The 14671-nt window shown below is 46.8% G+C and carries 11 protein-coding genes and 1 riboswitch; of the genes, 2 read left to right on the top strand and 9 right to left on the bottom strand.

All coding sequences use genetic code 11. From position 1 onward, the window contains the following. Window positions 1–18 precede the first annotated feature (18 nt). Both galE and AC58VC_RS28525 read right to left on the bottom strand, forming a co-directional pair. Window positions 19–1005, bottom strand: coding sequence for a UDP-glucose 4-epimerase GalE (gene galE / locus AC58VC_RS28530; protein WP_161407086.1), 987 nt, complete (start codon window positions 1003–1005; stop codon window positions 19–21). Next, complete coding sequence (locus AC58VC_RS28525; protein ID WP_497373728.1) at window positions 1006–2187, bottom strand: galactokinase; 1182 nt, start codon at window positions 2185–2187, stop codon at window positions 1006–1008. It abuts the gene before it with no gap. 200 nt (window positions 2188–2387) lie between these two features. Between AC58VC_RS28525 and AC58VC_RS28520 the strand changes: the two genes are divergently transcribed. After that, entirely contained in the window at window positions 2388–3245 is an 858-nt protein-coding gene (locus AC58VC_RS28520; RefSeq protein WP_497373726.1) for an AraC family ligand binding domain-containing protein, read from the top strand. A gap of 425 nt (window positions 3246–3670) precedes the next feature. Here AC58VC_RS28520 and AC58VC_RS28515 read toward each other — a convergent pair whose 3' ends face one another. The 6 genes from AC58VC_RS28515 to ilvA form a co-directional block, all read right to left on the bottom strand. After that, the gene (locus AC58VC_RS28515) at window positions 3671–4654 is read right to left on the bottom strand and encodes an ABC transporter permease (RefSeq protein WP_497373724.1); all 984 of its coding nucleotides are present in this window, start codon (window positions 4652–4654) and stop codon (window positions 3671–3673) included. Between the two features lies 1 nt (window position 4655). Then, a complete protein-coding gene (locus AC58VC_RS28510; RefSeq protein WP_497373722.1) occupies window positions 4656–5735 on the bottom strand; it encodes an ABC transporter permease in 1080 nt (359 codons plus the stop codon). Then, window positions 5728–7269 (bottom strand): ABC transporter ATP-binding protein, encoded by a 1542-nt coding sequence (locus tag AC58VC_RS28505; protein ID WP_497373720.1) that lies wholly within the window; start codon window positions 7267–7269, stop codon window positions 5728–5730. Before AC58VC_RS28505 ends, AC58VC_RS28510 begins: the two co-directional genes overlap by 8 nt. A 127-nt stretch (window positions 7270–7396) precedes the next feature. After that, window positions 7397–8467, bottom strand: coding sequence for a BMP family lipoprotein (locus AC58VC_RS28500; RefSeq protein WP_497373718.1), 1071 nt, complete (start codon window positions 8465–8467; stop codon window positions 7397–7399). 266 nt (window positions 8468–8733) lie between these two features. Further along, window positions 8734–10266 carry a putative bifunctional diguanylate cyclase/phosphodiesterase gene (locus tag AC58VC_RS28495; protein ID WP_497373716.1) on the bottom strand — a complete coding sequence of 511 codons (1533 nt, stop codon included), beginning with the start codon at window positions 10264–10266 and terminating at the stop codon, window positions 8734–8736. 86 nt (window positions 10267–10352) lie between these two features. After that, window positions 10353–10441: riboswitch (cyclic di-GMP riboswitch) on the bottom strand. A 70-nt stretch (window positions 10442–10511) separates the two neighbouring features. Continuing rightward, on the bottom strand, window positions 10512–11768 hold the full coding sequence (gene ilvA / locus AC58VC_RS28490) for a threonine ammonia-lyase IlvA (protein WP_497373714.1): 1257 nt from the start codon (window positions 11766–11768) through the stop codon (window positions 10512–10514). Between the two features lie 171 nt (window positions 11769–11939). Between ilvA and AC58VC_RS28485 the strand changes: the two genes are divergently transcribed. Then, window positions 11940–12101: a hypothetical protein gene (locus AC58VC_RS28485; RefSeq protein WP_186456555.1), complete on the top strand. Its 162-nt coding sequence runs from the start codon at window positions 11940–11942 to the stop codon at window positions 12099–12101. A 105-nt stretch (window positions 12102–12206) separates the two neighbouring features. Here AC58VC_RS28485 and AC58VC_RS28480 read toward each other — a convergent pair whose 3' ends face one another. Next, window positions 12207–14564, bottom strand: coding sequence for an S-layer homology domain-containing protein (locus AC58VC_RS28480; RefSeq protein ID WP_497373712.1), 2358 nt, complete (start codon window positions 14562–14564; stop codon window positions 12207–12209). Window positions 14565–14671 lie beyond the last annotated feature (107 nt).

Raw genomic sequence — 14671 nt, 5'->3', positions numbered from 1 at the left:
ATTCCTTTCTAGACAAGCCTACTCAGCGTAACCGCTCGGGTTATTTTGGTGCCAGTTCCATGCGCTTTCAATGATCGATTCCAACGAATCGCGGCTCGGCTTCCAGCCCAATTCCGTTCTTGCACGCTCAGAAGAGGCAATCAATGTTGCAGGGTCACCCGCTCTGCGCGGCTCCATCACCGCAGGAATTGCATGCCCCGTTACTTTGCGGGCGATTTCAATGACTTGTTTAACCGAGAAGCCTGTACCGTTGCCCAGGTTATAAATATTGCTTTCCGCTCCGCCGCGCAGCTTCTCTACCGCAAGCACATGGGCGCTAGCCAAATCGCTGACGTGAATGTAGTCGCGAACGCAAGTGCCGTCTTCCGTAGCATAATCGTCTCCGTAGATGGAGATATGTGCTCTTTGACCGAGTGCTACTTGTAAAATGATTGGAATAAGGTGCGTCTCCGGGCTATGATCCTCGCCGATTTTACCGCCGGCATGCGCGCCTGCTGCATTAAAGTATCGAAGAGATACATATTTGATGCCATGGGCCGTGTCGAACCATTTCATCATTTTTTCCATCGCGAGCTTCGTTTCGCCATACGTATTCGTAGGCAGGGTACGGTCACTTTCCAAAATCGGAATGTTCTCAGGCTCGCCGTAGGTAGCCGCTGTCGACGAGAACACGATATTTTTCACGCCGTATTGATTCATTTTCTCAAGCAAGCAGAGCGTTCCGTACACGTTATTGTGATAGTATTTGGCAGGATTCGTCATGCTCTCGCCAACTAGCGAATTCGCTGCGAAATGGATGATGGCATCAATGCTGTTTTCTGAAAAAACCGTATCGAGAAACTCACCGTCACGCAGATCGCCGACATACAGCTTGCCGCCAAGCACAGCATCTCTGTGTCCTTGTTGCAAGTTATCGACAATAACAACCTCTTCCCCTTTTTCCAGCAGCTCAGCCACTGCATGCGAACCGATATAACCAGCTCCGCCCGTTACTAGAATCGCCATTTACAACGCCTCCCCGATCTGTTCAACGCCATTCCCGATATCGCATACGTAGAAGCTTGGTGTCAAACCTGTTTGTTCTGTATATTCTTTGCCGACTTGATCGATAAATGTTTGTACGCTGTCTTCGTGAACCAAGGAAACCGTACATCCGCCGAAGCCTGCGCCAGTCATGCGCGAGCCTAGTACGCCAGGAACCTTCAACGCTGCCGCAACCATCGTATCCAGCTCAACGCCAGTTACTTCATAGAGATCACGCAGTGAGTTGTGGGAGCCAACCATCAGCTTGCCAAAAGCTTCAAGATCATTTTGCTCTAGAACTTCGATCGACTTAAGCACACGATCAATTTCTTCTACAACGTGCTGCGCTCTGCGGCGAACCGTCTCGTCCGGGATCAGATGCTTGTATTCGTTGAATTGATCAAGGGTTAACTGGCCAAGCAGCGTGATGGACGGGAACTGCTTTTGCAAGTAGGTGACCGCCTGCTCGCATTGGCTTCTTCTTTCATTGTAAGCGGAGTCGACGAGACCTCTGCGTTTGTTCGTGTTTCCGATCACCAGCTTGTAGCTGCTGCTATGGAACGGCACATGGCGGTACTCAAGCGTATCGCACATGAGCAGGATCGCGTTGTCCTTTTTCCCATTAGCTACAGCGAATTGGTCCATGATGCCACAGTTCACGCCAACGAATTGATTCTCTGTTTTTTGCGCTAGAAGGGCAATTTTCACGGTATCAATCGGATATTTCTCAAGAGTCTCAAGAGCATAGGCCGTCACAACCTCAATGGAAGCTGAGGACGAGAGTCCCGCGCCGTTCGGAATTTCACCGTGGAACAAAAGATCGTAGCCTTTCGTAACCGGCATGCCTTCTTGGGCCAAGTGGACAAAGATGCCCTTCGGATAGTTCATCCAGTTATCTTCTTCTTGGTAGGTCAAGTCATCTATGGAAATTTGTTTGCGAAGCGCCAGATTGGTCGATGCAAATCCGATGACACGGTCTTGTCTTGGACGGATCAGCAGAGTCGTTCCGAACGTTAATGCCGCTGGGAATACGTAACCGCCATTGTAATCCGTGTGCTCACCGATCAGGTTAACCCGGCCTGGAGCATGAAACGCTGAAATTGGCGCTGCGGATTCCCCGTAAATTTCAATAAACGTGTCTTTTAAAGCTTGCAAATCTGCCATTCTGGCACCGCCTTTAGTTTTTTATAGGATTGATGTAAGAGCAAGTTTGTAACTTCAGTATAAGAGAAGAACGCACTGTTGGCTATGGAAGCATGTTATTTTCACATGGAAAAATGTGATTTCAACCTTTCCACTTGTCAGCTGACTATGGTAAATTAAAAGGACCATTAAGACATATCCATCGGAGATGAAGACAAGCTATGCCCAAGCAGGAAAGCTACTATGTCGTTTCTAATCCATTACCATCTGGAGAGAGCGCTTTGACCGTGCTGTTTGCTGGAGAGAGTCAGACGAAGCCTGTACACCGGTTAGGTCCCAAAGTGTACGACTACTACTTAATTCACTATGTGATTTCAGGGAGAGGCGTGTTTTCCACACAAGGGGAAGAATATGCGCTAGGTGCGGGAGACAGCTTCGTCATAGAACCAGAGCAGCTTATTAGCTATGTTTCGGATGAAAATGATCCGTGGCATTACTGTTGGATTGCCTTCACAGGCGGACAAGCTCCCACGCTGGTAGCTTCTACAGGCATCAATCCCCTGCAGCCTATCCTGCACAGCAAACGCAATCGGCATATCCCTGTTCTGTTTCGCCATATTCAACAAGCTTTACGCGCCAAGAAAGTGAGCGCACAGTTGAAATCCATCGGATATTTACTCCTTTTATTAGGTGAGTATTGCGAAGCTCTATCTGCCTCCACAGCAGCCGGCACCGTCACGGAAGCGGAAAGTGACCGAATCGTGCAGCAGGCTATTCACTATTTGTCCACCCAATATGCCGAGCCGATTACCATTGAAATGATGGCAGAGAGCTTAGGCTATAACCGCGCCTATTTGTCACGCCTATTCAAGCGCCACACCAAGGTCACTCCCGTCACATTTCTGCTCAAGCTTCGTGTCGATAAAGCGCGTCAACTGCTCCGCGAGCGGCTGGAACTGACGATTGAGCAGATCGCAGCCTCTGTGGGCTTTTATGATCCGTTATATTTTTCCAAACAATTCCGCCGCTTATACGGCGTTTCTCCGAGTGAGTACCGGAATCAAATCAAATCGCTGTGAGGGTGTTGGTCCCTTCGCCGCAAAATCGGCAATAACAGCTCCCGCGTCCGTTAGAAATGAAACAGGATGATTTTCATAACATTAACGGCAGTGGTGTCCGTTAGAACTGGCAGGCTAGATCGCCCCAAGGTGTTCCACCTCGGGATGCTATATTCCCCTTGAAATCGCTACTTCTGGCTGGCAAAGGGAACTATGGTCCTTTATTCAGCAGGAAACCACCATTCTGCCGAGCAAAGGGAACTATGCTCCTCTATTTTGCCGATTTCGGTGGAACTAAGTCGATTCGAGCAAGAATAAGGCCCTGTAGTTCCCCACAAACAAAAAAACACCTCTTAGAATTCATCGAATCTACCCAAGGGTATTTCCAATGTCTATTCTAAGAGGTGCTCTTCACCGTTTAACGTTCTAGGTGATGTTTCCTGCTCTTATCGTTTGCCCGGATCGTAAGGCTCACCAAGTGCCGATGGCGCTTTCGCCCGGCCTACTGCGCCTGCCAGTACCAAGATCGTTAACACATAAGGCAGCATGTACAGGAACTCCTGCGGGATGTTCTTGGAGAAATCGAACAACCGCATGAAGTTGTTGAGCGCCTGTGCCATACCGAAGAATACGGCAGCGCCAAGTGCCCCAAACGGATGCCACTTGCCGAAGATCATCGCAGCCATAGCAATGAAGCCTTGGCCGGATATGGTGTTATGCGAGAAGGCACTTGTTGTCGTCAATGTGATCGTTGCGCCGCCAAGGCCGCCAAGCAAACCGCTGATCAAAACAGCGATATAACGAACCCGCTTAACTTTAATCCCAACGGTATCCGCAGCACTCGGGTGCTCACCAACGGAGCGAAGGCGCAGACCGAATGGTGTTTTGAACAACACATAGTACGTAACACCAACGAGAATTAAAGCAATATAGGTAGTCGGATAAGCGGTAAATAAAGCATATCCGATATACGGAATTTTCGACAAAAGCGGAAACTCCCATTTGGAAAATACATCGTTTAGCGTTTCAGTTTGCCCAGCGCCATTGAATAGCACTTTTACCAGAAAAAGCGTCACACCAGCAGCCAAGAAGTTAATGACCACACCGCTGATAACTTGATTCGCTTTAAAGGTAATTGTCGCTACCGCATGAATAAGCGCAAAGATCAGGGCAAACACCATAGCCGTTAGCAAGCCGATCCACGGAGACCAAACTCCCATGTTTGCCTCTTCCGCATAATAAGCGCCAACCGCAGAAGCGAAGGCTCCGGAGACCATAAGTCCCTCAATCCCGATATTGACCACGCCTGAGCGCTCTGAGAAAATACCAGCTAGAGCTCCAAAGATAAGCGCCGTGGAGTAAACGAGCGTTGTGTTAATAAGTTCACTGAATTTCGTGAAAAACGCGTTGAGCATTGTGAGCAGGTCCATGTTACGACGCCCTCTCTTTCTTGCGTTTGCTATAGAACGGGATGAGCACCCATTTGACGATACCTTGCGTGGCTACGAAGAAAATCACTGAGCCGATAACGATGCGGATAATTTCCGGCGGCACATCGGCCCCGAAGCTCATTCCCGCTGACCCGTAGGATAAACCGCCGAATAACGCGGCTCCGAGGACAATCCCGAACGGATTGTTCGCACCTAACAAGGACACGGCGATACCATCAAATCCATATCCAGGTGATGCCGCGGCTACGACCTGATAGTGGAACACTCCCAGAATTTCAAATACGCCGCCGAGACCGGCAAAAACACCCGAGATAAACATCGCTTTCACAATGTTGCGATTCACGTTCATGCCCGCATACTTCGCAGCATCAATATTATGGCCAACGGCACGCAGCTCGTAGCCTTGTCTTGTTTTCCAAAGAATCACATAGAAGATTACTGCCGCGAGGATCGCAATCACCGTACCCCAGTGGATCCTGGCATGGTTCATAAGATCCGACAACCAAGTAATACTAAGCGAAGCTGAGTCTTGAATCATATAAGAGCGCTGCTGCTTCGGCTCCAATAGGAATGTATTTACGATATAGTTCGAGAAGAATAACGCGATCCAGTTGAGCATGATCGTTGTGATAACCTCGTTAACTCCGCGTTTTGCTTTCAAATAACCTGCGATAGCTCCCCAAAGCCCACCAACAAGCGCTCCGACGATAACAGCCAAAGGCGCATGAATGATCCACGGAAGACCTGTCACTTTCACACCAATGAAAGTAGCCCCTGTCATTCCCATGACGAACTGCCCTTCAGCACCGATGTTAAAAAGGCCTGTCCGGAATGCGAAAGCAACGGATAATCCCGTCAAAATCAAAGGAGTAATCGCACGAATCGATTCCCCGATGTCATACGAATTTCCGAAAACACGAGAAAATAATGCCCCATAAGCAGCAATCGGATTATATCCGCCTGCGAGCATGACGAGCGCTCCGAATAACAGCCCGAGCACAATCGCCACGATGGGATTCACCGCTGATTCACTTGTAAAAATACGAGCAACCTTATTCATGAGCAGCTCCTTTCCCTGTGCGTTTACTGCCAGCCATCAGAAGTCCGATCTCTTGATCGTTCGTCTCTTGCGGCAGCACTTCTCCCACAATCTGTCCTTCGTAGATTACGGCAATACGGTCCGATACATTCACAATTTCATCCAGCTCAAAAGAAATCAGCAAAACTGCTTTGCCCTTGTTCCGCTGCTCGATCAGTTGACGATGTACGAATTCAATCGCTCCTACGTCCAGTCCACGCGTTGGTTGAGCGGCAATTAACAGGTTCGGATTCTTGTGTATTTCCCTGGCAATAATTGCTTTTTGTTGGTTTCCTCCCGACAAAGAACGGGCCTTGTTGTAAATGCTTGGCGTCCTTACGTCGAACTGCTTAATCAGCGCTTCCGCATGGCGATCAATCGCTTCGTAGTTAAGGAAGCCTGCTTTGTTATAGGCCGGATGGAAATACGTCTCCAACACCATGTTCTCACTCATGGAGAAATCAAGCACGAGTCCATGCTTATGCCTGTCCTCTGGAATGTGCGACAAGCCTGCCTCCGAGATCTCTCTCGGTGTATGGTTTGTAATGTCGCTCCCCGTTAGCAGAACTTGTCCGCTATCAATAGATCGCAGCCCAGTTAATGCCTCGATCAGTTCACTCTGTCCGTTGCCATCTACACCGGCGATACCCAGAATTTCTCCGGCTCTCACCTCGAAATTGATTTCTTTCAAAGCAGCCAGCCCTTGTTGATTCCGAACAACCAGGTTCTTAACTTGGAGAACAGGCTCCCCAAGCTTCACTTCTTTCTTATCCACTTTAAAGGAAACATCGCGCCCGACCATTTTCTCCGCCAAAATTTGCGGATTCGCATCTTTGCTTGCAATGGAACCAATCACTTTCCCGCGGCGAATAATCGTTACGGTATCAGCAATCTCCATAATTTCTTTAAGCTTATGTGTAATGAGAATGATGGATTTGCCCTCTTTCACAAGATTGCGCATAATGACCATCAATTCACTAATTTCTTGCGGCGTTAGTACAGCTGTTGGTTCGTCAAAAATGAGAATATCGGCGCCGCGATATAGCGTTTTCAATATTTCAACGCGCTGCTGCATGCCGACGGAAATATCTTCAATTCTTGCTTTGGGATCAACACGAAGCCCATATTGCTCAGATAGCTTGCGTACTTTGTCTTGCGCTGTTTTAATATCGACATTCAGACCTTTTTTAGGCTCCATGCCCAAAATAATATTCTCAGTTACTGTAAACGGCTGTACAAGTTTAAAATGCTGATGCACCATCCCGATGCCCAGCTCAATCGCCCGATTCGGGCTATCAATAAATACCTCGTTGCCTTGCACTTTTATAAAACCCTCGTCCGGCTGATACAGTCCGAACAAAATATTCATCAATGTGGATTTACCCGCACCATTTTCGCCTAGCAGGGCATGGATTTCACCCTTCATCAGCTTCAAGCTGATTGCATCATTCGCCACGATGCCTGGAAACCTCTTCGTAATGTTGTTAAGCTCAACAACAGGGACTACTTCACTCATCAGATCACCCTAAGGATCAATTTTTTTAAATACCTCAAAACTAAGAACAAGGCTAGTTATTATAACTAGCCTTGTTTGAACAAAAGTACATCTATCGTTCGTAGCTGCTATGCCTATTATACACTTATTATGGTTTTTCTGGGACTTTGATTTCGCCGCTGATGATTTTTGCTTTGTACTCGTCAACTTTTTTCAAGATATCTGCAGTTACGTTTTTCTTGGAAGTCTCTGGAAGACCTACGCCGTCATCTTTCAGACCCAGTGTAACGACTTTACCACCTTGGAATTTGTTGTCGATAACGTCTTTGGACACACGAGCAACTGCATTGTCAACACGTTTCAACATGGAAGTAAGTGTCACTTCATCGCCGAACTCAAGGGATTGGTCTTTATCTACACCGATAACCCAAACTTTTTTACCGTTTTTCGCACGGTCTTTTGCTTCGTTGAACACACCGTTACCTGTGGAACCAGCTGCGTGGAAAATGATGTCTGCGCCATCGTTATAGATCGTTGCTGCTGCTGCTTTACCAAGGTCAGGCTTATCGAATGCGCCTGTATAGTTGATTTGAATTTTAGCATTAGGATTAACTGCTTTCACGCCGGCTACGAAACCAGCTTCAAAGCGTTTGATAACCGGGATGTCGATACCGCCAACGAAACCGATTTTGTTGGATTTTGTCGTAAGACCTGCAACCACACCTACAAGGTAAGCACCTTCTTGCTCGGAGAATGTTACGGACTCTACGTTTGGAGCTTCTACAACGTTATCAATGATCGCAAGTTTAGCATTTGGGTTTTGAGTCGCAACCGTTTTAAGCGCGTCACCCATCAAGAAACCAATACCCCATGTCAGGTTATAGCCGTCTTTTACGAATTGGTTCAAGTTAGGAGTGTAGTCTGCATCGCTTTTACTTTCCAAGTTCTTAACGTTTGCGCCAGTTGACTTTTTCAGTTGTTGCAAACCTTCCCATGCGCTTTGGTTAAAGGATTTATCATTTACGCCGCCAATGTCTGTTACCATGCCGATTTTGATATCTTTACCGCTGTTATTGCTTGGTGCTGCAGATGCCGCTGCACTTGCAGCTGGAGACGCGGAAGCGGCCGGTTTTGTTTCTTCTTTTTTGGCTCCGCAACCTGTCAAAGCAACCGCGGAAACAGTGACAGCCATTAACGCTGTTGTGAATACTTTTTTCATCATCTTTACCCCCAAAATAAATTTAAAATTGTACCTTAAATCCCACATTCTAGGTTGACCAAATTCAGTTAAACTATGTATGTCTGATCATAGACCGAGTGTATCACTTAGAAACTTAAGTGAAAAGCAATCCATACAGTAAATGAGCATAATTCGTGATGTTAACCAAGTTGACATGGTCTTTTTGTAAAGCCCCACAATATAGGTTTTAAGCCCCAATTATTTATTATACTACCGCCGGTCAATAAAATCTAGATGACCTATTTTTAATTTTTTTCGGTCATCAATGTCAGGAATTGAGCAGGGGATAGCGGACTGCTGAACAGTTTTCCTTGCACCTCCGTACATTGCAGAAATTTCAGGTACTCGAACTGTTCTTCCGTTTCGACACCTTTCGCGATTAAATTCAACCCTAATCGGTGAGCCATCCGGACAATGGCAGCAGCAAGCTGTTGATTCTCGTCATCATCGACAAGATCTCTGATCAGCGTGCTGTCCAGTTTCACACTATCTAGCGGCATACCCTCTAATCCGCTGCGTGTAAATAGCCCCGTACACAAGTCATCCATGGCAATGCGCACGCCAAGCTTTTTCAACATCGTCAGCTTCTTGCTCGCTTCTTGCACGTTCGAAGATGTAATGCTCTCCGTAAGGTCTAGTTCGACCAGACTGGGATCAATCCCTATTTCTTGCAGCACATCAGCTATATAGGCAATGAAATGATCATCTTTGAACTGTGAAGATTGAATCGCGAACGTCATTCTAAGAGGCTCTTGGCCGGCATCCTGCCAAGCTTTCATCTGCTTGCATGCGGTTTGAAACGCCCATTTGCCAATAGGCACCATGAATCCCAGTTCGTCCGCAGCTTTCCGCCAATCCATGAGCTTACGCAGCTGCTTGCTCCCCTTCTCCCAGTAAAGGCTGACCTCTGTGCCGATGAGCTTACGACCTGCGATTTCATATTGCGGCTGATACTGTAATTCGAACTGTTCCTGCTCTAAAGCCAGACGGAGTTCGTTCTCCATGTGAGCTTTGCTCTTCACCATTGTATCAATGTCCGACGCATAGAATTTAAAGCGATTAGCATTCTCATGGTTTTTGGCCTCGTACATCGCTTCATCTGCACGTTGAAGAAGCTGTTCAGGCCGAGTGCCATCTAATGGATACAACGCAATCCCCATACTAGCGGTTATCGTAATGGTTTTTCCATCCAGGATAAAGGGTTCATCGAGCACATTTTGAATACGTGTAGCCACTACTCTAACATCTTCAGGTTTGGTGAAAGATTCAAGCAAAATAATAAACTCATCGCCGCCCTGCCGGTACACCGTATCCGATCCACGCAGACAACCTAGCAACCTCTCAGCAGCCAAACGAATGAGCTGATCGCCAGAGGCATGGCCAAATACATCATTGACTTCCTTGAATTTGTCCATGTCGAGAAATACAACAGCTGCAAGCTGGTCATAGCGCTGAGCATGAACGAGCACGCGTTTCAAGCGGTCCTCAAACAGCCGTCGATTCGGTAATCCCGTTAATGTATCATGGTAGGCTAGATAAGCTAACTGCTTACTCTTCTCCTCCTGTTCGATTCCATTAAGCCGCAGGCGACGGATACAAATGGCAAAAAAGAAGCAAATGAGCGCTTGAATGAGAACGAACACGATAATCTTCGGAGTAAATGTAAAAGAAGCAGCGGCAAGTAGATTGGCCGTCAGCAGAAAGAAACCCAGTATGCTCAAATTGCGGAGTTCCTGTGCTTGCGTCTGTTGGATCCACTTTAAAAAAAGGCTTCTCATTGGGGGGGAACCTCCATTCCAGTCATCAAAAAAGGCTATTCCATTTGGAATAGCCGTAGGCGTACCTGTATCGGTAAATTGCTCCTGTCGGCAGCCCAGCCATCATCGTTGCGGGTGCAACCTAAGACCCGGAGCTTTGCGTCCTTACCTTTCGGCAAGTTTGCCTTTTACGATATTCAGGTAAAAAAACAAAAAGCAGGACTAATTAACTATATCACAACTGTTTCTACTCTGGCTATTTTTACTTAAATTAGCAGATTAAAAAGTTTCGGATCTTTATTAATTTCAATGTAACCATAGTCCTTACGTGACAAACGCTCAATAAGACCTTCATAATCATCTTTATTTTTCAATTCGATACCGACTAGTGCTGGAGCATCATCCCGATTATTCTTTTTCGTATACTCAAAGCGGGTAATATCGTCCGTCGGCCCAAGAACTTCCTCCAAAAACTCACGCAAAGCGCCCGCGCGCTGAGGGAAATTGAGAATAAAGTAGTGCTTCAAGCCTTCATACACGAGCGATCTTTCTTTGATTTGCTGCATCCGGTCTATGTCATTATTACCACCGCTGATGATGCAAACCACGTTCTTGCCGCGAATTTGATCCCGGTAAGCATCAAGCGCCGCAACCGGAAGAGCGCCTGCAGGCTCGATAACGATGGCATTGTTATTGTAGAGCTCCAGAATCGTCGTACATTCCTTGCCTGAAGGGATAACAACGATATCGTCCAGCTTCTCTTTGCATATTTCAAAGGTAAGCTCACCTACCTGCTTCACAGCTGCGCCGTCGACAAACTTCTCAATCGTAGAGAGGGTCACGACTTTACCCTGCTTGAGCGACTCCTGCATACTGGCGGCACCTTCAGGTTCAACGCCAATAATCTTAGTACGCGGAGAAACGCTGTCGACATAAGTCGCCACACCAGCTACAAGACCGCCGCCGCCGATGGTCGCAAAGATAAAGTCCGGCGTATCGGACATCTGATTCATGATCTCCAGACCTACAGTGCCTTGTCCCGCAATCGTGCGAATATCATCAAAGGGGTGAATAAACACCTTATTCTCTTTGGCGCAGTAAGCCTTGGCGTGATTGGACGAATCGTCGAAAGAATCCCCTGTCAGAATCACTTCTACAAAAGATCCGCCAAATAACTTCACCTGCGAAATTTTTTGCCTTGGCGTTGTCGTGGGCATGAAGATTTTCCCTTCAATCCCTAACTGCTTGCAAGAGTAAGCTACGCCCTGAGCATGATTGCCGGCGCTTGCGCACACGACTCCTGCTTCGCGTTCTTCCTGCGTCAAGCTTTGGATCACATTGTACGCCCCGCGAATTTTAAAAGATCGAACGACCTGCATATCTTCACGTTTCAAATAAACGTTACATTCATACAAGTTAGAGAGCAGCTCATTGCGTTGCAGAGGCGATGGTTCAATCACCTTGCTGAGCACATGATTGGCCCTAATAATTTCTTCCAAACCTACTTTTCCGGAAACAACCATTTTCTCTTACTTCCTTTCTCTCCAACATGCGTAATAAATTTTAAAGATTATTGTAGCACACTGAAGAGCGCCTGTAAGAAAATATTATTGGAACATTTTATGAATGCTGATGTTTCACTCCAAAATGTGGCGGGTATTAACTAGCAAGATACTTATTAAGGAGTGATTACGATGTCGACTCAGCCACGTAATATTGACATTGAAGAGCGTCATGTGGAAAAGAAATCGGATTCCAGCTTAGTAGCTTCCACCTTCATTAAGTATGCAGCTTACATCATTATCATCTTCGGAGTTCTATATTTCTTAGTTCACTATGTATTTCCAATGTTTTAGTACATGGATAAGCGCGTGAAGAAGGGGCTATCTTGCGGGTCTATGACCTGTAAGATAGCCTCTTTTCATTGCTAACTATGCGAATCTCGCGCTAGTGGGAACTTCCTAATAGTAGTAACGTGGCTGATCCTGCAGCTCCGCCCGCTTCTGCAAGAAACGGTAAAAAGCGCTTGCCGCTTGAGCCCTAGACACTTCTTGCTGCGGTGCAAATTTGCCATCGTTGAGGGACATAATGTTAAGCCCTACCACAATCGCTGCGGTACCTACCTGCTTAACCTCAGCGGCATCCGAGAATTGGCTGTTGAACACGCCATCGAATTTCGCCAAGCTCTTGTACCCAAGTGCCTTAACGATCAGTTGTGCCATCTCTTCGCGACTCAGTGTAGCCTCTGGGTTGAAATCAACACCAACGTCCAGCAGACCACGATCAACCGCATTTTCGACATAGGCAAAATAAGGTGAAGCATTGCTTACATCAGCAAAGGAGGCTTTGCGCTCAGCTCCGTAATAAATGCCACCGTTCCCGCCATTCATAGCGATGACAAGCATTTTGACCAGCTCGCCCCGCTTAATCAGTTGATCCGGATTGACCTTGCCATCTTGTACATCCAATGCTTGATAGTCCAGCATCAGTTGAAGTTCGTTCTTAGCCCAGTGATTGTCGATGTCGCTGACTGTCACTTTATCCAAGGTCATGACTTCACCTGTTTGGCTGTTTCTCCATTTTCCAGTTTGCGCGTCAAGCAAGTACGGTTCCCGGCTGAATTTGGGAATGAGCGTGTAAACGAGCTTGGCTTCTAATTTCTCATTCGCGTTGGTCGCAGGTGCAGTTGGAGGAATTTCTCCTGCAGCCACCATAACTTTGTATTTTTCAATTGGCAATACGCCATTGTATCCGCCATTCTCGAGGACATAGTTTAATTTAATGTCGAACTGGGAAAGCCACAGTTCTTTCGCCTTATCGAGGGCTAGAATCTCTGGTTTCTGCTTCGGATACGGCATGTCACTGAGTCCGAATTGGTAGTTCATGATTTGACCAGTTACACGGTCGATGCTGATCGTCACAGCCTCACCACCTGCACTAACACCGTCAATGACACGATTGAAGCGAATTTCCCAATTCCGCATATGCTTCAGCTGCTCTTCTGGATAATCCTTTGTGGATGGCTGATTGAGCACCAACTGATCGGTGTAAGATGGAATCTGCTTTTTCATGAAATCTACGCTTTTGGCTACAGCATCGTCCAAGGAGATTTTGCCTTCGATATCCTTGTTGTTATCAGGGCTGTACGGTAGATAGCTATTAAAATTAGTGATTTCTCCGGTTTTGCTGTTGACACTTGCCCAAGCTCCACTGCCCATGATCTTGCCTGTAGGATCCTTCTCAGAAACCGTGTTCCAGCTCAAGTTCCAATTCGAGTTCGTTTCCCCCGTTTCAGGGTTCGTCCCTTCATTGTAGGTGGCTTCTTGGAGCTTATAGTCCGAAGAAAGATTGAACACCGTGCTCACTTTCTTCACAGCTTCATCCTTAGTTAGGTTCAAAGCAGCGGTCGGGCCTTCGGCCAGCGGTTTGTCCGTTAACGGCTTAGACTCCTCCGGATGTGGAACTGGATTCCACAATTCGCCGGTTACCGCATTAAGCGAAAACGCTCCCAACATATAAGAAATAATCGGTAATTTCTTGCTTTTGGCACCATATGGAATCTGATAGAGAAGCGACATATCCGCCTTATCGTGGAACAATTGCGCCGCTTTCTCTTTCGTAACAGGCCCACTATTCGGTTGGAAAGTAACGTCATCCGTCCAGTTGTAATTATAGCTCGTAACTTGGCCATCCCCATTCACACTTACCGAAATACCATTCGCAGCAAAAGGAACGCCGTCAACCGAACGATCGAACCGGATGTTGTACTGGTAATTCCCGTTCAGTGGTGTGCGGAACGCTTTTTCTTCCGAGTCGTCGTAAATCAGCTCTTTCTGCTTGTCTGGATTCACTTTAGCAATAAAGGCGGAAGCGACATCTTTGGCAGCAACGAAATCAACCTTCGGCGGATAACTTGGCTTATGGTCGGGATCACTGTCATTCATCGAATAAGCCGTTAGCGTTCCGTCCAGGCCATTAATCGATACGTTCAAGTAACCGTAGTTCTGATCCTTTACCTTTTTCGCATAATTAATGTTCCACGTAGGGATATTTCTGCCGTTCATCCCATAGTAAGCATTTAAGCTGATCGATTGAAATGTGAACCCTTCAGGCAGCGTGATATACGCTTTAGCCCGCTCCAGCGCTTGCTCTTTCGTAATTTTGGCATCTAACATCTTGCCATCGATGATGCCAGGAAAGGCAGGCACTGAGATGCTCGTGCTGTCTACACTTACCTCATTTGCCCAAACAGCTGGAGCAGCCGTGAGCAGTAAACTCGAAGCTAGTACTAACGTTCCTGCTTGTTTGACTAATTTCAAAGTCCTCTTCCTCCTTTTGGAAGTGAAATTACCATAATAAACCTTGACGCTGGAAACGAAGAAAAAGTTGCTGTAAACCCACAAAAAAATAAAAAATAAAAAACACA

The sequence above is a fragment of the Paenibacillus sp. J22R67 genome (assembly GCF_059692175.1).
This window is presented reverse-complemented; position numbering and strand designations above follow the sequence as displayed.